The organism is Mesorhizobium sp. M0590, assembly GCF_040320905.1.
Lineage (GTDB): Bacteria > Pseudomonadota > Alphaproteobacteria > Rhizobiales > Rhizobiaceae > Mesorhizobium.
This window is the reverse complement of record NZ_JAMYQN010000019.1, coordinates 23,691-42,967: the sequence shown is the minus strand read 5'-3', so window position 1 is coordinate 42,967 and position 19,277 is coordinate 23,691. Positions and strand designations below refer to the sequence as shown.

The following is a 19,277-nucleotide window of genomic DNA, read 5'->3' as shown; positions in this document are numbered from 1 at the left end:
GCGCACTTGGTCAGGTCTGGTTTGTGCTGGTTCAAGCCTTCGCTGCCCGTCACGGGTCATGTAAGATAAGGCTCGTGGCGACCTCAGAGTCCGCTATTTCCAATTCGGAACCAGAAAGAAGTCCACTTCCGGGCAGCAAGGCAGCCGGCTGCAAAGCGCCTCGGCCATTCTCACCTGTTTTCAGCGAAGTCAGAACCTGCCGACCGTTCAGGTGAACTAGAACAAAGTGTTGTGCCCACTTGATCGGGAGGACGACTCCCTGCAAATCATCTCAATGGTGGAACAGGAGTCCAGCTCCGAAATCGCGCGCGGTTCGAGCCCAGCATCGCGGGGGCCAGCCGGTGCCTATATCGAAGGTGAGCTCGGCGCGCTATATCTGCTTGCGCTGCTGACGGGCAATCGGGCACCGGGCTTGCCTGACGCCCGGGTCGTCAGCATTCGGTTCCAGGGCACGGAGCAGGGATTCAAGCTCGATGACCTGATAGTTTCGGGCGTGGGATCGGCGGGCGACTTCATCCTCGAAATCCAGTCGAAGCGGGATATTACCTTCTCGCCTGGCGATAGCGTCTATCAGGACGTCGCGTCGCAAATTGCGCTGAGCACGGTGGGTTCTGTCCCGGAGGACCGGCATCTTCTCGGCATCGCGACCCAACGGACCAGCCGCAAGATTTCGGGCGCCTATCAGGATGTGCTCAAATGGGCGCGAACTGCGGATAGCGCAACAGCGTTCTTCAACCGCATCGACGCCAAGGGCGTCGCGAGCAAGGACATGCGCGACTTCGTCGCGACGACGCGAAAGCATTTGATCGCCGGCGGTATCGCTGACAATGACCAGGCGATCTGGTTGCTTTTGCGGCGAATGCTCATCCTCGAGTTCGATTTCGAAGCGATGGCGCCGATTGCCCGGGCCCATGGTCTGGCGCTCGCGCGGGTGGCGCTGGCAGACGAGGATGTCGCCCGTGCCGAGGCGCTATGGAGCCGGCTGACCGACCTGTCGATCAAGACCGGAACCACTGGCGGTAAAATTGATCGAGATAGCCTCAGGGCCGATCTCGCCGAGGCAGGGTTCCGGCTTGCCGGCGACCGCGATTATGGGCTGGCACGCGCCAAGCTAGCCGAACTCGCGCGGAATACGCTTTCCCATATCGGGACGAGCGTGGCGGGTGTGACCTTGCCACGATTGGAAGCTGTCGCTGCGGTGGATGACGCGTCCGAAGCGCATCGGTTCATCGAAATCCGTGGCGATTCCGGTGTCGGTAAGTCCTGGGTGCTTCGGCACGTCGCCGAGCGCGTGGCGCGCCAAGCGCCGATCATCGTGCTTGACTGCGACTCGACGCCGGCAGGCGGCTGGCTACCGTTCTCTAACGCGCTCGGTATTCCGGGTTCGGCGGGCGAATTCCTGACCGATCTGGCCGCTAGCGGCGCCGCGATGCTGTTCGTCGACGGCATTGATATGTTCGACGATCGAGGCCGCCAACGCACCATCATCGAGCTCATGCGCGCGGCGAGCACGATTCCGGGTTTTACAGTAATCGCTACCACGCGCACTGCCGGCCATGTCGATATCGAACCTTGGCTCGACGAAGAGATCGTTGCCGCCCTGGGCGGCGTGCAGCCGGTACCCGTCGGCCCCTTGTCGGACGATGAAGTCGCGATTCTAGTTAATCAGGCGCCGGATCTTCGGCTGTTGCTTGCCCCCCAACATCCCGCCGCCGGTCTTGCTCGTAATCTCTATCGGCTATCCCGGTTGCTGAAGGTGCCGAGCGCGACCGAGGTTCGGACCGAAGCAGCAATGGCCGATTCGTGGTGGAAGAGAGCGGACGGCGCGTCGGCTGCGGAGGTGCGCGCCGCGCAGCGGCTGCTGGCAGCGCTCGCGGCGAGTGCCATAAAGGGAGAAGACGGGGTCGAGCTGACCGAGGATTCTTCTGCTCGGACGCATCTGCTTGAGGCACTGACGCTCAAGGAAGTGCGCCGCGACCGGCTAAACTTCTATCACGACGTGCTGCGCGACTGGGCGATCGGGAACTACATCGCAGAGAATCCGAGCCGTCTGGCCGCACTCGATCTGACTGTGCCGGTATCGCCGCGTGTGGCGCGCGGTATCGAGTTCGCCGCACGTCTCGCGCTCGAGACGGGGGCAGATTGCAGCGCCTGGACCGATCTGATCGCTCATCTGTCTCCGCGAGGGGCGCACGGATCATGGCGGCGCCAAGCCATCCTCGCCTTGCCGCGGTCGGAGGCCGGCTTCGAATTGCTCGAAAAGTGCAGCGCTGGTCTATTGGCAGACGACGCAGCTCGCCTTATCGAATTGTGCACGGCGATCGCGGCGGCCGAGACCGTGGCGACGGCAGACTTGATGACGATGCCGGACGGCTCCAAGGTCAATCTGCCGCGCTCGTATCGTACAAATAATACCGGGTCGGCAGTTCTGGTCCTGCGCTGGGTGGTGGCGCATGCTGCTGAGATTCCAATGTCGGCGATCGGCGCGGTGGTCGAGCTGGTCCAAATACAGGTCTATTTCCTCAAGCACCTTCGACCGTTCGCCGAGCAGACGGCCATCATGCTGTTTGGCTGGCTGCGTCAGCTTGATGTTCGCGACGCCGAGGTGACGATCCCCGGAGAGCGAAGCCTCGGCCGGGCGGCGAGCGACGCGTCGCGTAGCACGATAGAGCAGTTGCGCCTGATTGCGGTCTTGCTTGGCGAATTCGCGCCCGATCAACTGAAGACTTATTTAAGGGAGCTCGGCGCCGAGGGGGACAGCTACAAGGTCAAGGCGATCCGGCCGTTTTCCAAGGTGATCGCGCCGGTTGCGCCGGCCGAGCTTACGGACCTCATACTGTCGAGCCTCATTGACAAGCGGGAGCGGCGCGGCCGCCATGACCGCTCGATGGAGCGAGCCTTCACCTTCGCCGACAGCGACTATCTGCCGGCCTCGCCGGCGCAGCCGCCATTCCTCGATCTGTTGGAGTCCGGCGCTGCTGAAGGGTTGAGGCTGATTCGGACGCTGGTTGCGGAAGCGATAGCGTTCAACACCGACGGGTTTGCCCCGGAAGACGACGGCTACACCGTCGATCTCGGCCATGGCCCGCGCTTCTTTCCCTGGACTTCGAGCTACTTGTGGTCTCGCGACCAGAGCCACGAATATTCCGCGGCCTCCGGACTGAAGGCCCTCGAGGCGTGGAGCCAGCAGCGCCTCGACGACGGTGTACCCGTCGATGAAGTGCTCACCGACATCCTTGGACCCGAAGGCAGCTGTGCGGCCTATCTGCTGGTCGCAATCGACGTACTGCTGTCGCATTTCAGTGTCGGTCGTGACGTTCTCGCGCCGTTTATCGCAGCCCCTGTGCTGCTGTCTGCCGACCGCGCGCGGCAGACCCATGATCAAATCGGGTCGGGAATTGATTTCCCTATTGGGAAAGAGCCGGATGGAAAGGTCAAACTCGCCGACTTGAAAGCCCGCCCGTCACGGGGTGCGTCCTTGCTTGACATCGTCCCCAATTATATGGGCGACGACACCATTGCGAACCGTCTGCGTGAGCAACTGGGCGCCGCGATCGAGAACTTGGAGCCCTATGAGCCTTATTCGAACTGGGGCGATACGCGGTTCATCGCCCGCTGTGCCAACAACATGCTTCAACGGTCGAACTGGACAGACATCGGGGAGGGGAAGCTGGCCTATCAGCCGCCGGCGGATGAGGCCGCCCATCTTGCGGCGATGGAGAAAACGCGGGGCGAGTTCCTTCGATCTAGCGAAATCGAGGCGCGCGTCAGTCTGGCTATGGGCGGAGAAGGCGAACACGCCAACGCCTCAACGGCACGCGATGCGGTCGAGTATGCGGAGGGCGATCTTCCCGACGACAGTGATACCGATGCTCTCAAATCGCGCTCGACGAGGCTGGTCACGACTGCCCTGCTGGTAGCACGCGATGGGGATGACGATCTGCTCGTGACGCACGAGAAATGGGTTCGTCAGGTCATCTCGATCGCGTTGGAAGAGCAGTCCGATCGCGGGGGTGGTTCGCAGCTTGCGCTGCGCTTCAACCGCCCGGCGATCGCGACGCTTGCGCTGATCCATCTCTGGGGGCGCAAGGGGAGCAAAGCGGACCGAGATGCGCTGATCCGGCTCGCGACCCGCAAGGACCGCAGCGCCGCGCCGGCATTTTCCGCCGGCCTTGCGCGGATCCTCGAGATCGAGCCCAGGCTCTTCAAAGCGGCGATGCGCGTAGCCTTCGCAAGCACGACCTGGCGCTGGAAGAGCTATCAGGAGGAGGACGACGCCGAGCATGCGCGTTTCGAAGCAGAGCGGGCCGCGGCAATCGATGCAGCGGTCGCAGCCGAGGTCGCCTGGCTGGATGGCGGCGCCGAATCTGCGTGGCCGACATGGCCCAAGGAGCGTCCACATCTGCGTCGCGGCTCGCGTATTCGCGTTCCTAGACCAGTCCCACCGGCACAGTTCGACGAAGACGAGGCGATTGAGATCGTCCACGTCGACAGCGCGGCTGCGGCGCAGTGGCTGGCGATGATGCAGGCCGCGCCTAAGGGATCGATCGGCTGGCGGCAGGAGGTGGTCGCGGCCTATGCTGACTGGACCGCGCGGATGAACGGGTTGGGGCTGTCGGTTGATACCGAGATCGACCGCGATCCCCACGACTGGAACCTGCACTATTATGCGCTGTTCGCCGAGCGGCTACTCGACGGAACGCCTATGTCGTTCGATTCCGATCTGAAGCTCGTGACCGATTTGCCAGACGAGCCCTTCTGCGAGGTCGCGCAGACGGTCATGCATGCGGCCGACGCGCTCTATTTCAATGATCTCCAACGTACCGCTTCTCGGCCTGCCGATCTGCGCGCCAAGCTGGTGGAGCGGGTGATCGCGCTCAGGCGGTGGGAATATGCCGGCGATCCGGCCAGCTCGCGGATCGACATAGAAAGTGGCGGCATCATCGCGAAGATGCTCCTCAATACCCACGATCCATTTAACGGGACGCATAGCTATCTCCCGCCATTTCTCTTCGACCGCATCGACCCGCTGCTAGCCACAATGCGCCCCCTGCTGAGGGGCGGGCCGACGGTGTTCGTGGCGCTTTGCACTATGAAGCTGCTCCTCGTTGCGCCCCGGGCGCGACACCTCGACTTTGTCCTCGATGCAGTGGAGGCCTGGTTCGATCGCACCCGCGCGGCGGGCCTGTGGATCACCGCTGGCATCGGTGGTCGCGTCGTGCGCTGGTTCGATGCCGTGTTCGCCGAACAACCGAGCCTGCTGATCCAGGCGCATCCCGCGCGGGGCCGGATCGACCGCGCGCTGGGCAATCTGATCGGGGTTGGCGTCGCCGAGGCGCATGAGCTCGAGTTGCGGGTGGAAGCGGCTGCGGGCGACCCACAGGCATCGGTCGCGCGTCTGGATGGGAGAAGCTGAGTAGGTCCTCCTACGCGATCGGCGCGCAAGGCGAAATCGCGGGACATCAAGCATCGGCTCAAACAGCTCGGCCAGCGGAGGGTGAGTCGGATTGCAGATTAGCGTTCGCGCCGGCCAATGTGAAAATGGAAGCGAAATATCTTGCGCTGGGGTAGATATTGCTCCGCCCGCATAATTGCTGGCTATCTTTCGCTGTGCCAAGGCTGAGCTCGTGGATATTCTCGACTCACAGATCAATGCGCCGAGCAAGTGGCAAACCTTCGAGGACCTGTCTTGCGCCTTGTTCGCGGAAGTATGGAGGGATCCAACCGCGCAGAAGAACGGCCGGATCGGCCAACCGCAGCACGGCGTCGACGTATACGGCTCGCCCGAATGGAAGCCGGGTACATACTTCGGTGTTCAGTGCAAAGGCAAGGACCAAGGCTTTGGCGGAAAGCCAACTAAGGCCGAGTTCGATATCGAGCTCGGCAAAGCAGAGGCGTTCGCACCACCACTCGGGAAATGGTATTTTGCGACGACTGCCGAGGTCGATGCGGATCTCCAGGAGCACGCCCGCACTGTCTCCGCGGATCGGGTTGCCGTCGGCAAGTTCGAGGTAGATATTCTTGGCTGGGGCGCTCTCAAAGCCTTGCTGGCAAAGCATCCATCGGTCATCCGCCAATTTTACCCTGAGCTTGCGGCAGGCGCGGCTGATCTCGAGCGTGTGGCTGAGGCCGCCGAGGCCGCCTTGGGGTCAATCGAGGACCGCTTGCGCCGCGGCAGTGAAAGTCTCCAACTGCCCCGGTCGCATCTCGTTGCGCGCGCGTCGGTCTATCTTGCTGAGCATAATATCGTCCGCGTCACAGGTGAGGGCGGAGGTGGCAAATCGGCTATCCTGAAGCGCCTGGCACTTGAGCATTTGGGTCCGCTTTTTGTTCTGAAAGACAATAGGGTTCGGGCAGGCTCGCTCGCCGAATACCTGGTGCAACTCGGGATCGGCGAGACACCTACAAAGCTGTTCGAGCGCCTCGGACGCGGTGGCAATTTGCTGGTCCTGATCGACGGGGCCGACCGACTCCTGCTCTCGGAGCGGCGCGGGGTCGTGACCGACCTGCTGGCGCTCGCGGCACGTTATCTGGATGCCGGCAATTGGCGGATGATTACTTCCGCTCGCGCATATCAAGACCGGGACTTGGTGCTCGCCGCTCTCGATGACGCGGGGATCAGCAAGTCGGCGAGCCTTCCGGTCGATGCGATAGAAGAGGAGGATTGTGAAGCAGTTGCGGAAGCGTTCCCGGCCTTTGCATCTTTACTCAGACGGAATGATCTTGCCCAGCAGAACCGGCGGCTCTTTCTTCTTCGCGAGCTTTTAAAACTCGACGTACCGCCCGAGGGGCGCATTACCGAAATGGATTTAGCAGGAAAATGGGCTAATGCAGATCAGAATGATGCCCGCTTAACCGTTTGCCGGACCAAGGCTCTGTCGCAGATGGGGCGGTGGCTTGTCGAAAATCCGACGCGCGCGCCTGGGAGCTCCGTTTTCGATCCGGAAGGAGCGCTCTGCCTCATAAGCGAAGGCACGCTGCTTTCAGACCCTCGTGCCGACGCAATCACGCTTGCTTTTGACGTACACGAGGATTGGCTCATCGCCCGTGGTCTGCTGCCCGACTGCGACCGGCTTGGCGAACGTTTGCGCGACAGCGGTGAGCCGTTGTGGTGGCTTCGAGCGGTTAGGCTCCTCGGACAATTGTGTCTCGAGCAAGGCCACTATGTCCGTTGGCGCGAAGTGTATGCGGCGCTCGAAGCCGACACCTCAATAGATCCTGCCTGGGCTCGGGCCTGGCTCGTCGCGCCGCTCTATACCGAAGCCTCTAGCGCAATCCTTGACGATCTCGGTTCCGCCCTCGAAGCCGATGACTTCCGGCTGATCCGCCGTCTTCTTGACTCGCTCCTCGTATCCGAGACAAGGCTAGACGAAACGCTCCTACACTCTCCTCACCTTGCCCATTTTAGCGAAAGCCAACGCTACGCGATCGCAACCTATGGCAAGCAGCCGGTGTGGCGAAGCTGGGTTCCATTTCTACGTTGGTCGCTGCCGAAATGGTCCAATTGGCCGAAGAGTCTTGTTCCTCAGCTTGCCGAACCTGCGCGCGTTTTCTGCCGAGCAACGCTCAACTTCCCGAACGCCCATAGCCAGGCCATAGGACAGATCGTACGCCCTTGGCTGGATGAGATCGAGGAATGCCGTCACCTGCTCGGTTGGAGCGATAGACGCGAGCCTTTCGGGATCGATTTGCCGGACCGCGACGCTTGGAAGCTAATCGAAGAGAAACTTCGGCAGGCTCTGATATTCTGCGCTGAGTCGGACGCGCGCGGTGTCGAAGCCTATCTCGCGCGTCTGGCTAATGATCGGCGCCTCGGCAGCCCGCGACGCAAGTTGCTGAAATCCCCTGGTTTCCTGGCAGGTAAGTTTCCAGCCACGTGGGCCAAGCTTTGCGCCTGCCATTATCTGCCGCCGCGACGCCGCTCGCGTAACGATCAGTCGATCCTCGGGCGTGAGCTATTTAGTTTTTCCGACGCTCATAGCTCGGGGCTCCCTGACGGTCAGAGTTGCTACCCGCCTGGCCCATCACGCGCGGGTTTCCTTGAGTTGTTCGAGGCCGACGAAGTGTTGGCGCTGGATCTTTTCCATCGAATCGAACGGCGAGCCTCGGTCTTCTGGCGCTGGTACGCCCGCTGCCGCGACGGGGAACAACCGCTTGCGCTGACGCTCAAAATCGATGGGCATACCATCGCTCTCTGGGGTGACGAGACCGTTTACCGCTGGTCCCGAGCCGTACTCGGATCAAATATCCTGGGTTCGATGCATCTCGCGCTCGATGAATGGATGCATCGGCAAGCATCCAACGGACGGGATGTCGGCGACCTTATTAGGCTCGCTCTACAGCCCAACGGTCTGGTGGCGACGGCGGGTCTGTGTATTTCTCTCCTCAAGGCGCATGTAAACACGCCGGGTGCGATTGATCACGCTGCGCCATTTCTCGGGACGCCGCGGTTCTGGAACTACGACATTCGCAAGCATATCGACGACCAACAACCGGCGCATCGCATAAGCTACAGTTTCTCAGAGCGTGATCACCACTTCGATCAGGTCGAGGCGATCTTCGAGCGACATAAGGCGCAGTCGCCGATGTCGCACACGTTGATGCTTCCATTCCGCCTGAAGGCGGGCGAGACAGTCCAAGCCGAGTTCGACGCCTTGCGTGGCACGTGGAGTTTGGAGGATCTCGCCGAAGATAAGCGACAGCCGGCCGATTCATCATGGGTCGCGGCGAACGGGGAGCGGTTCGCACGCATCCTCTCCGACAGCGACCAGAATCAGGTCGAGATCAGCTACAATGAGGCCAAGCAGCGTATCGAAGCCCATATCAATCCTCCGGCCGAGCAGCTCAAGGTCATCGAGGCTGCAGAAGAAAACCGCCGCAGAATGGGACAGGTAAATCGGTTGGCGATGTGGGCAGTCCACTCGCGCGAGAAAGGTGGTATCGAGGAAGGCTTGACCCTCGAAGAGGCTATCGAACTAGCTGATCAAGTGATGGCCGAACCGCCCGAGGATGCCGATGATGGCGGATTCGGACTGGCCCGAAAGATGACCTCCTTCGCCATTGTTGGAGCAGCAGCAATTGTCGTCGCAAGGGCCGACATGGCGTTTCTCGATGCAAGGCTCGAATGGGCTCGCGAACGGCTTGAGGCGGGTTGTCAGAATCGGCGCTCGCCAGCGGAAGAACACTTTACTGTTGATGAGGCGCTACTCAGCTTCGACCCTCAGGATATAGGAGCATGGGGGCTCGCCGCGTATGCCTGCCGCCAGCGCAACGACGCCATCGAGCGGCGTGTCCTCGAACTTGCCGTCGATCGGCTGCATGGCCTTCAAAAGGCAGTGCTCGATGGACTTCTCTGGGACGCAAACCCGGACTTTGCTCGCCGGGTGACCTTTGCCACGCTGGATGTATGCGTGATCGACATCGGCCATTTCTGGTTTCAGGGCAGCGAAGAAAGGGCTGCGAGACGCATGGCGAGGAGGCGATTGAAGATTATCAAACGCGCTGCAACGCCATGTCCGGCAAACCGAGTTCCAGACCTTCCGCCGGCACCCTATCGGTCTCAGTGGGTACGCGGTCGCAAATGGTATCATCCGCCGCGCCGCGTTCGGCTGATCTCGCCTGTCGTGCTCGACTGGGGACGCGTGGCGGAAATTCTAGCCCGCCTCGACTGGCGTCGCCTTACGAGCGAGGCAACGGGGCGCGACGCTTTCGCGACCTATTTGAAGGGCCTCGTCGAATGGACACGGGACTATTCGGAAGACGAGGAGCCGCGGCAGCACGACCGCCGCTATCCCTTCGAATGGGCCCACAAGATGGCGAGCGAGGTCGGGCGCTTTGCGGCCTTCCACGGCGATGGGGCGATCTGGAAAAGTCTGACCCGGTTTGAAGAACGAGATCACGGCCGGGAACTCGTCGGCAACTATATGGAGGCGATCGCCCACGAACTAATGGTCAGCGAGCGGAGGCCCGACGCACGCTTCTGGTTCGCGTGGAAGCCCGCGGCGGAATGGGTCATGGCGACGGCCGTCCCATCTCGGCAAACCAATTATGATTCACTCGACAATTGCGTGGAGGCTGCAGGGTTCGTGGGCCCTTGGTCGACTCCAATTCCGCCCGGTTGGCTACATCTCGCAGATCTTCTGGAATGGATCGACACCTGGCAGCAATCGACACTTCATCTCCGCCGAGCGGCGTGGTTATCATTGCGTGTGGTCGAACGCATGTCGTTGGACGAGCGAGCTTCCATCTATACGCGATGGCTCGCCCGCCTTGTCGAGGCGCATGGCCGCGATCCGAAATTCTGGCAATATGATGATCTTGGCGACCGCGCCGCCGCGCTCGCGAAGCCGTTGGCCGATCACGCGGGCTGCGACAGGCCCGAGATCCGGCGCATATTGGCCATTATGGCCGACGCTGGTTCGAACGCTGCGCTTGCGATTGTCCCATTGTTTGCGCAGCGGAAGGGCCGTTAGCCAGGTCGCTCGACATCTCCGCGCTTCCCTAGCCCGGTAGATGTCGCCTGCTAACCTATCCGAAACCGAGCCATGCTAAACTTAGGCCTGACAAGGATGCTCTAACGGGTATAGTTCAGTCCGGACTGACCGTCGTTCGGCATCGGCCTGAGCAAGGTTGGACGCGGGGCTTTCGAGCAAGCGGAACAGCAGCTAATCGCGCAAAGCGCGCGGCTCTCGATTCCTGAAATCGATGCTCTCGCCGACGGGTTTGCACATGGCACCATCCAGCTGAACGACCTCCTGCATGGGCTGCTGAAATAATGGGACAGGCCAAACAAAAGAAGAGCCGCTACCAGCAACTGCTGGAGGACAACCCGCTGTGCTGCCTTTGTGGAGGCGTGACCAAGTCGTCCACGGTCGACCACATCCCGCCTCAGGCGTGCTTCCCGCGTGGGTTCTTCCCGGAGGGTTTTGAGTTCCCCGCGTGTGAGGCCTGCAACGGCTCGACCAAGAGGGAGGACCAGATATTCGGCTACTACATGCAGATGGGAAACCCCGACCTGTTCACCAACGACTTGTGGTCGATGTGGCGGCTGCAGGATGGCATCAAGAACAACTATCCGGCCGCGCTCCTGAACACCAAGCTCAGCAATCAGGCCAAGGCGGCGGCACTGGCTGAAATGGGGATTCATGTGCCAGCGGACGCCGATTTGTCGAACATGCCGTTGGCTGGTGTGCCTGCAGAGTTTCCTGCGGCGGCCACGAGGATCGGGCGGAAGATGGCGTGTGCGATCTACTACAAGGAAACGGGCGGCAAGTTCCTTACGAAGAAGCACTACATCTGGACCGCAACGGTTCACAGCAGCCATCCGCGCGCGTCGCAGCTAACCGACTACGTGAATAGGATGTTGCCTGAAAAAGAGGTTGGTGGCCGGGGCAACATCAAGGATTACGGCAGGCGGTTCGGTTACCGTTACGGGTACAAGGAGAAGGGGGACTTCATGATCTCCACCTCGCAGTTTGGAGTCGGGTTCATCACGATCTGTACCAGTGGCATCCTTGATAAGGGCAAAGAGCGGATACCACCCGAGGAGCTTCAGACCATTTTCCCGACGCCCAAAGAGCGGGCAGCTGTCGCTGATGCAAAGGAAGCGGAGAAGCCCGCAGCTGCCCCAAAGGCTTGATTGAGCCTAGTCCTCTACGCTGACGCTCACTTTGCCCGGTCCGTCATCGATATGTCGGCGTATGACCTGCCCGATGTCCGACCTGCCCTGCATCTCAAACGACAACGCGAGCTGTAGCAACTGGTAAGCGTTGCCGTTATCTTTCATGAACTGCACGAAAGCCTCGACCACAATTTGGTCGAACGAGCTGCCAGACGGGGCGTGCGCAATCACTCTTCTGGTGAAGTCTTCGATTTGGACCTGTGGAACGGCAGCAGTTAGCCGCCGCACCGTCTCCGGGCCGGTAAGCAACTGTTGCCGCGCCTTCTCCCGCCTCTTCGCTTCCAGCGCCTCCGCGGGCGTCACCCTGAAGGCAATTTTCTGGGTGCCCGTCTTGGCATCCGCCTCATAGCTGAAATCGAACTCGATACCGTTCTTGATAGCCGTGTCGGCGAGACGGAGGCCTGCCTTCGCAACCTTCGACATATGCGGCAGCTCAATCAGCGGACTTTGAGGCACCGCATGCGTGCCTTTGAAGAATCCCTTCAGTCCTGATGGCGATCCGGAGGTCCGGAGATGGCGCAGTGCCCGTTCCGGCGGCCAGCTCAAACGGCAAGATCTGACCCTAAGCGGCCTCTTGCTCTTCGATAGGTGAGTGGCAGCTTTGCGCCTGATCGCAGCCGTTCACGTTGGTTCGCCCAAAGCCAGAAAGCGGACATTCTCGCGATCCACCTTGGGCACGATTGCACTAAGTCACGGCCACATCGCATCTGAATGCCAAACGGGCGGCGCCAGGATGCTCGTACTGGAGAAGGCTACGCAGCTTGTCGATCGTGACCGGCAGATCACGCACGGACTTGCCGGTCACGTGGTGGATGGCGTTGGCTACGGCGGCGGCAGTACCGACTATGCCAAGTTCGCCGGCCCCCTCACGCCAAGCGGATTTTATATCGAAATCCTACTCCTCGAAGAAAAATGACCTCTGCGTCATGGATATCGGCGTTCACCGGCACGCGGTACTCGGTACGGTCATGGCTCATTGGCCGGCCCAACAGGTGGTCCACAAAGGTCTCCTCATGGAGGGCATGGAGATAGACATCACGACGAAGCCGAGGATCTGGCTGCAGGCAGTCCTCAGATTGATGATGCGTCCGGCTTCGCATACGATGACGATGCGGGGAGGACTTGCGGTTCTCTGGCGATGTAATACCATTCTCTTGAATGTGCATCACTGACTTGCGCTGAAATTCTCTTTAGAGACATACGATGACGCTTTTCACACGATATCTATTTCAGCGCATTCCGCTTTTTGTCATATCTGTATTTTATGTTCTTTTCAATTTTCTAGCGCCACCGCAGGTTTTACATATCTTCAGCATATACCTGCGCGACGAGCGCTATGCCTCGATATTCTTCTTTGCTTTGCCAGTATATGTAACCGTGGCCTTCGCCATCTCATTCGTCGACGATCTCGGTCGAAGCTCACGATTCGCCGATCTGCTCGTCGGGAGTGTATCCTTTTACGCAATTGCCCGCTTAATCGAAAAGACTGACGCCGCCTCGCCGTGGCTGTTTTGGGTGATTGTCGTTCCCGGCATCTTTGTATGTATTGGAGCCATGATGCTCTTAGGCCGGCTAAGATTGGCGGGGTATGGCGCAAAGCGCGTTGCAGAACTGAGCCGGAGATGGTCGCTTGTAACCGTTCTGGTCATGTGGGCGCTTTTGTGCCTCGTAGTGAGGCTCGACCCGATCTCGACACCTCAGGCTCTAGGTATTGCAGTCGTGACTATTGGACTTGGACTGCTTGGCGCCACACTAACGATCCTATGGTCATGGCCTTTGGCCACAGCGGCATACCTCGGAGCTTGCCTTTTAGCGTCGATTGTGTTCGGGAGCAGCAACGATATTCCGCTCACGCCTGGCAAAGAGCCCGGGGCTGACGCCAGCTCCGACTGGTTTGCGGCCACTGCTGTCGTGCCGTGGTTGGCAATGCGCGGCGATCTGGACGCCTACAAAGAGGCAAAGCGACCTTATCCGGTCATTATCAGCTCCGCCGAGGGTGGCGGCATCTATGCCGCAGCTCATTCCTATCTCGCGCTCAGCAAGCTGCAGACCGTTTGTCCAAGCTTCCAGCAGCACCTGTTCGCGTCGGTTGGCATATCGGGCGGGGGCATCGGCAACCTGTTGTTCGCATCAGCGGAGGCGCCTAATTCTGAGCTGCGTAAATGCGGCTCTTCCAACACGGCTGTGAATACCGATGTGCTGTCTTATGATTTCCTGTCCCCCGTTTTGGCCAACCTCCTCATTGTGCAGGTGGCTGACTTCTTCGTGCCGTTCATCGATATTTCGCCGGACGGGGGCGATGTCCTGGCAAACACCATTGCTGCAAGTCTCCCGGACAATCCGCGTATCTCCGAACCGTTAGCAGCGTCATGGCGGCCAGATCAGGCTCGTCCCGCCCAGGTGTTCGTTGCAACGGACGCCAATTCGGGATTTCGCTTTGTGATTGGATCCGTGCCTGACCTGGGTGGCCAAACAGCTGCTTTCTTCCCCATGACGGGCGGCGAGGACATCCAAGGGAACCGGGCAGCCGTAACCAGCGCTCGCTTCCCGTGGCTCACGTCGACGGCGCGGCTGCGAGTCGACAAAGACGATTATCGAATTCTCGGAGACGGCGGCTACTTCGAGAACGCAGGGGCCGATACGGCGATGGAAGTGGTCGAGCAGATAAAGGCGCTTTCCCTCGACTCCGAGCACTGCGCCAAGAGCGAAGACGCCACCTACGAGGTGAGTGGAACAAACCTCTGCAAATGTCCTTTACACGTCATCCCGACATTCACCCAAACAGTTGAGTGGAAGGGCTGCGAGTTCAATGTTTTTCTCGTTTACATGCCGATCAAGAGTTTGAACTCCAAAGTGCCTCTGAACGACCTTGAGTCCCTAAAGGACGCAGATCCACGGCAGTCCTATCTTCTGGACCCGCTGTTAACGATGATCAGCACTCGGACCACCAGAGGCGAATTGGCCGTGAGTCGGGCCAGGCGGTTGCTCGGCGGACTGGCTGACCCGGACAACGTTCAAGGAATACACGTCGATGGCGGGTATTTTCCCCACGAGCTGCCCATCGGCGACTTGGGCTTGCCGCTGGGCTGGCGGCTGTCCGACGCCAAAGTCGCCGAGATGGCGGGACTCACGGCATCAACAGACTCGTGTCCATTTCTCTACGGAAAGCCGAGATACTGGCGCACCCTTGAAGAAGAAGCAAAAGCTGTCATGGAGCAATTTCGCCTCACCGGCAAATGGCCGGAGGGAAAGGTGAGTGTAGCCGCCGACGAAACGCCAGCCGCGGAGCCCGATTTGCTAAGTAACGTCAAGACCATGAACGGCTGCAACATGTCAATGCTGGCATGGCTGTTCAATCCGACGTTGGATCCGACCGCCTACGGCATCCCAGGATTCGAAGGGCTCTGACGCTATTCGCCCACCGGTGGCCGCTCTGATCAAAACAATCAACTCGCTCGAACCGTGACGGGCAGGTTAGCGCCGCATGCCGGACATTCCGAATCGACGTTCGATTTCCTAAAAAGCGGACGTTGCCATGAAATCTCTGGCCTCGATCACCGAATGTCCCCTTGCGACGAGAGCCTGGAATTCGTCCCACATACGGATATGATGGCCTGGGTCCCTGCGAAGTGCTTTCGGTACCTCATTCCCATGACGGAATGCTGTCCGGGTGGCGCCGCCATCTGCATTGCGCCACTCAAGATGAGGGTCAGGAATGAACTCAAACCTGTTCGGCGCAGGCACTAACTGCGGCGTCAGACAGATCCATTCATTTTCAATAATGGCGACCGAGTGGAGGATCAGGTCTTCACCATGGGGCAACCATCCAGTGACCTGTCTGCTTTTGCCATCCGGGTCATTGGCAGCTTGCTCACCGCAATTTCGGTGACAGTCATAACGCACGAAGCCAGTCGCCAAAAGCTCTTCCACGGGCGGCCGAGAAACAACTACGCGCGGCAGCGCGCTCACCTCCTCATAGGTGGCCGCCTCTATTTCCGATGGCGGGAAGGCCATAGACTCCACGTTTCGTCGGATCAGATCCGCAAGTTCGATGCTCGCGGCAGTTCCCGCTGCCACAGTAGTTGCCTCCTGTTTCATAATGGGGACCCAATTCGGTTTCGGGCGACAGACTTGATCGTTCGACGCCCTACTTGCTGCTACTTCAAGAATGGTACCAGATGTTGATGACCGGAGTTCAAAGCAATCGTCACACAGTCGCAAAAAGGCACCTCAGGTTGCTGTCAGTCCGCTCTTGAGCGCAGAACTCAGGATGCGGACTTAGGAATCGATCTTGAAGCCTCTCCAATCCGGCTAACCATCATGAAAGAAAGCCATAACTGCCGAGCAGAAGCCGAATGTATTCGGGGGTTATTTGATAAACCTGCCTTGAAACGAGCGCGCCGTCAGGATGCGCTTGGATGTGCTCACCGCTTTCGACGTCGTAATAGTTGAGAGCGATTTCTGCGGGCCATGGGAATTCTGGCTCAAACGGTACCTCTGCAAACGGATTGAAATAGACCTGAAACCCATCGAGATGGGTTTCACGATGAAACGATGAGTGCTGAATAAGCACATCTGCACCGCCGATCTGATGCTCGCTTCCTCGTCGTTGCGTGAGGAGGTAGTTCAGCGCGGCGAGCTGAAACCGGTGCGTCCCGACTTGCCAGAGCTCCGAACCGGGCGCAATCCTGTCCTTGTCGATCACCCTGTAACGGGTCGACCGGACGAGCCTATCAATCTTACCTTCAACGACCGCTTTTCCAAAGGTCCCGACCGTAGAAAAGAAAACGGCGCTGATCTCTTTGAACGAATCGTTCGTGAAAATTCCCATCTCAACTCGCGCACCCGAAGGCTTCAGGAGAGAGGTTATCTTGTCTTGCTTTCCTAGGTCTGGCCCTTCGAGCAAAGGCGGCGCCAAGCCAAAAAGGACCATGTTGATGAGTTCGTTGTTTTGGGTGAGTGAGAGGTCGCTATCGAAGGGGGCGATTGCAATGACAAATGGCCGGCTGCACACGTGGCTCATCGAGGAATACGGGTGCTTCTTTCCATTGCTTCCGCGGTAAAGATCCAGCTTGTCCCTGATCTTCCCAGCAAGCTTCAGTGCACCACGGGTTTTGAAATCTTGCTCGTTGAAGGTCTTCTTCTGCTTCGCGGTCGGAGGCTGGTCAGAGACGACAGCCTCTATGTTGAACTCGTAGTTTCCGGGTCCTCGGACGAAGAAATCCGGCGCTGACTTTGAAAAGTCGACACTGCACCCCAAATCGGTCAGCGCTCTGTTCAAATAGAGTTCCCACATCGAGGAATTGAATGTCGTTTGAAATTCGTTGATGAATTTCTGGCTCTCTCCCCTTCGATCCAGCAGGCCTGTCGCCCAGTTTTGAATGATAGGCTGGACCTTCGCGTAGTGAGGGTCGGCCGAGATGCGACGAAAGTAATTGTGGAGCTTTTCTTCCCGGAATCGCGGAGTAAACAAGTCCAACATTCTGTCCCGTTCGTGTGTTTCAGTCGCGCATCGCGCTGGTCATGCGGCACTATGGGAGCCGTGCTTTGACGATGCTAGTTCTGCAGCTGGAAAGGCAAAAATCCCCCTCTTGGAATCGCTTAGAGCCTATAGAAGGAAAGGTACACCAAACTGCAATGGTAGCCCGAAGGACTGCCATTGGATTGGCATGGGGGAGGGCAGCTTACATCTTTGTTCGAAGTAGCTCCCCATGTCCGCTAAGGGGTCGGCTGCAGAACGGCAGCTTCTCGCAACTACCGAAACCGGACGGTCTGGAAACGGCCCCCTTCCGGTCATTCACAAGCCGGCGATAGCCGAAGTGAGTCAGTGCTGTTGACGTCGAGAACACATAGGCCGGCCACTACATGTTCGCCTTTTGTGCTTCAAAAGTCGCATAATTGGCAGTGTGGAACTCAACGGCGGCTCATTGGTTTTGCGGGTTCAGCTCGTGGAAAAGGTCCGTCGGCCTTTCGTGAATGCGGGTTTCCGCATCGCCTACCTCGATTTGGTCGATGACCGCCGGACAGGCGAGGCGGAGCCGTATCTCGCCCGAGAGCACATTCGCGCGCATGATTTCGACGAACGCGCCTATCTTTTCATCCGCAGTGAGAAACCTGCGTTTGACGGATGCAGTGGTGCTACGCTTGTGGAGCCCCGGGGCGTCTCTATGCGGCAATCCTTCATCGTGAGCCGATGCTATTGTGCAAGTTTCGCAGCACTGCGGGTGGCGATATCGGCCAAGACAGCATGAAGAAGCGTTCCAACTTCCTGTTCGGCGACCCCGGGTGCAATTCCTGATTCGGACAGTTGAACGAGAATTTCCTTGGCGGTGTTGCGCCAGAAGGCGTTCGCGTCCTTCCCGTTCTTGGATTCCAGGACCCGGGCGATCCCTTCGACCAACTTCCGCCGCCGATGCAGCGGAAACGCGCTTATGTTTGAATCACACATCGATCACCTCACCCCTTCAGTCGCGCGAATAAGCATTGGCGGGTGAGAAAATTTGGTTAACAGCGCTTTTGGACAATGGTCAGCAATGGAATAAAGCGTCTACCCAACAAGCCAAGAGGTGTGCCACGTGTTGATGATCGGCGCGTGCTGAACGGCATCTTCTGGGTGCTGCGCTCCGGTGCTCCATGGCCGACCTGCCTCAGCGCTATGGCCCGCGCACCACCTGTTGCAACCGCTTCGTCCGATGGCGAAAAGCAGGTGTGTGGCTGCGCAGTAACGAGTCTACGGCCTAAGGTTTGCGGAGCCTCACGCCGGCGCGGCTGCCGTTCTCCGGGATGAACTCGACGCCGGCGGCCTAGAGGGCGATGCGCAAGGCAGCAACGGTTCGCTCTTGTGTGGAGCCCTGTCGGGCCGCGACATCTACTTAATGTCTATTTTAGACAGTCGCCGCGACCATAACTTTTGATAACAGGTCAGGGTCGCGGGATGCCGAGCCGCTTGAAATACCGGGTTACGTCCGGATGCTCGCGATCGTCCCGCCTCAACCGCGCAAGCGCGTCATCATCGCCGGCGAGCGCCATAGCCAAACCGGGAGCGCTTATTCTCCACGGAGCACCGGGCATTGTCTGGTTGTGAAGACGGTGCTTGATCACCAGCCGCCTGAGTGTGTCTTCGCTTACGTTGTAGTCGTACCTGAACAGATCAATGGCCCTCTGGACCGTGATCGCCTCTGCCCGTGGGATCTAGAGCGGCCGAAGCCGTTCGCCTGTTGCCGGCGCTGTTTTGACACGGCGCGCATTGGTCATTCGGCCCGTCGCGCTTTTCTGCGGCCCGCCGTTTCGCCCGACATCAGGGAACGATATCGCCCCCCATGTATTAGAAACCCATGGACACTATGGAACCCCACGGCCACGGGATGGCGGCCGATCTTTTGACATCGGAAGTTGCCAATGCCAGGCAGCGCATCCACCGGATCGAGCTCGCGCTTCAACGCACTGAAGAAATGCTGGCGGAAAATCTCGCGCTGTGCAGCAGGATACGAACTGCGGTCGAGGCCGCAGACCGCTTGGTGAAGATGGATCCTCCCAGCTTTGAAGGGCGTCGCCCAGGTTGAATTGGGCCGGCGTTTCATCGTCGCGACCTTGCGGC

Annotated in this window: 10 protein-coding genes and 1 pseudogene; 7 read left to right on the top strand and 4 right to left on the bottom strand. The window is 59.4% G+C overall.

The features are described from left to right. Window positions 1-274: 274 nt before the first annotated feature. The 3 genes from NKI52_RS25780 (at window position 275) to NKI52_RS25770 (ending at window position 11,638) form a co-directional block, all read left to right on the top strand. Window positions 275-5,416 (top strand): NACHT domain-containing protein, encoded by a 5,142-nt coding sequence (locus NKI52_RS25780; protein WP_352682127.1) that lies wholly within the window; start codon window positions 275-277, stop codon window positions 5,414-5,416. Window positions 5,417-5,627: 211 nt separating this feature from the next. Then, entirely contained in the window at window positions 5,628-10,472 is a 4,845-nt protein-coding gene (locus NKI52_RS25775) for an NACHT domain-containing protein (RefSeq protein ID WP_352682129.1), read from the top strand. A 302-nt stretch (window positions 10,473-10,774) separates the two neighbouring features. Then, a complete protein-coding gene (locus NKI52_RS25770) occupies window positions 10,775-11,638 on the top strand; it encodes a hypothetical protein (protein WP_352682131.1) in 864 nt (287 codons plus the stop codon). 6 nt (window positions 11,639-11,644) lie between these two features. Here NKI52_RS25770 and NKI52_RS25765 read toward each other — a convergent pair whose 3' ends face one another. After that, a complete protein-coding gene (locus NKI52_RS25765) occupies window positions 11,645-12,226 on the bottom strand; it encodes a hypothetical protein (RefSeq protein WP_352682133.1) in 582 nt (193 codons plus the stop codon). Between the two features lie 46 nt (window positions 12,227-12,272). Here NKI52_RS25765 and NKI52_RS25760 point away from each other — a divergent pair, with 46 nt between their 5' ends. Continuing rightward, complete coding sequence (locus NKI52_RS25760) at window positions 12,273-12,596, top strand: hypothetical protein (RefSeq protein ID WP_352700229.1); 324 nt, start codon at window positions 12,273-12,275, stop codon at window positions 12,594-12,596. 287 nt (window positions 12,597-12,883) lie between these two features. Next, a complete protein-coding gene (locus NKI52_RS25755) occupies window positions 12,884-15,088 on the top strand; it encodes a hypothetical protein (protein WP_352682137.1) in 2,205 nt (734 codons plus the stop codon). A 108-nt stretch (window positions 15,089-15,196) separates the two neighbouring features. Here the strand turns inward: NKI52_RS25755 and NKI52_RS25750 are convergent, their stop codons facing one another. The 3 genes from NKI52_RS25750 to NKI52_RS25740 form a co-directional block, all read right to left on the bottom strand. After that, window positions 15,197-15,778, bottom strand: coding sequence for a hypothetical protein (locus NKI52_RS25750; protein ID WP_352682139.1), 582 nt, complete (start codon window positions 15,776-15,778; stop codon window positions 15,197-15,199). Between the two features lie 220 nt (window positions 15,779-15,998). Continuing rightward, complete coding sequence (locus tag NKI52_RS25745; protein WP_352700228.1) at window positions 15,999-17,162, bottom strand: hypothetical protein; 1,164 nt, start codon at window positions 17,160-17,162, stop codon at window positions 15,999-16,001. Between the two features lie 714 nt (window positions 17,163-17,876). After that, a complete protein-coding gene (locus tag NKI52_RS25740) occupies window positions 17,877-18,128 on the bottom strand; it encodes a DUF6074 family protein (protein WP_352473724.1) in 252 nt (83 codons plus the stop codon). Window positions 18,129-18,203: 75 nt separating this feature from the next. Here NKI52_RS25740 and NKI52_RS25735 point away from each other — a divergent pair. Beyond that, window positions 18,204-18,400 (top strand): annotated as a pseudogene (locus tag NKI52_RS25735) (transposase); the annotation flags it as partial. 644 nt (window positions 18,401-19,044) lie between these two features. After that, window positions 19,045-19,242, top strand: a complete 198-nt coding sequence (locus NKI52_RS25730; RefSeq protein ID WP_352682143.1) for a hypothetical protein — start codon at window positions 19,045-19,047, stop codon at window positions 19,240-19,242. Window positions 19,243-19,277: the final 35 nt, after the last annotated feature.

What these genes read in the sequence shown, in the direction of transcription:
- NKI52_RS25780 (WP_352682127.1), top strand. Translation starts at nt 275, where the DNA reads ATGGTGGAACAGGAGTCCAGCTCCGAAATCGCGCGCGGTTCGAGCCCA.
- NKI52_RS25770 (WP_352682131.1), top strand. Translation starts at nt 10,775, where the DNA reads ATGGGACAGGCCAAACAAAAGAAGAGCCGCTACCAGCAACTGCTGGAG.
- NKI52_RS25755 (WP_352682137.1), top strand. Translation starts at nt 12,884, where the DNA reads ATGACGCTTTTCACACGATATCTATTTCAGCGCATTCCGCTTTTTGTC.
- NKI52_RS25750 (WP_352682139.1), bottom strand. Translation starts at nt 15,778, where the DNA reads ATGAAACAGGAGGCAACTACTGTGGCAGCGGGAACTGCCGCGAGCATC.
- NKI52_RS25745 (WP_352700228.1), bottom strand. Translation starts at nt 17,162, where the DNA reads ATGTTGGACTTGTTTACTCCGCGATTCCGGGAAGAAAAGCTCCACAAT.
- NKI52_RS25740 (WP_352473724.1), bottom strand. Translation starts at nt 18,128, where the DNA reads ATGTGTGATTCAAACATAAGCGCGTTTCCGCTGCATCGGCGGCGGAAG.
- NKI52_RS25730 (WP_352682143.1), top strand. Translation starts at nt 19,045, where the DNA reads ATGGCGGCCGATCTTTTGACATCGGAAGTTGCCAATGCCAGGCAGCGC.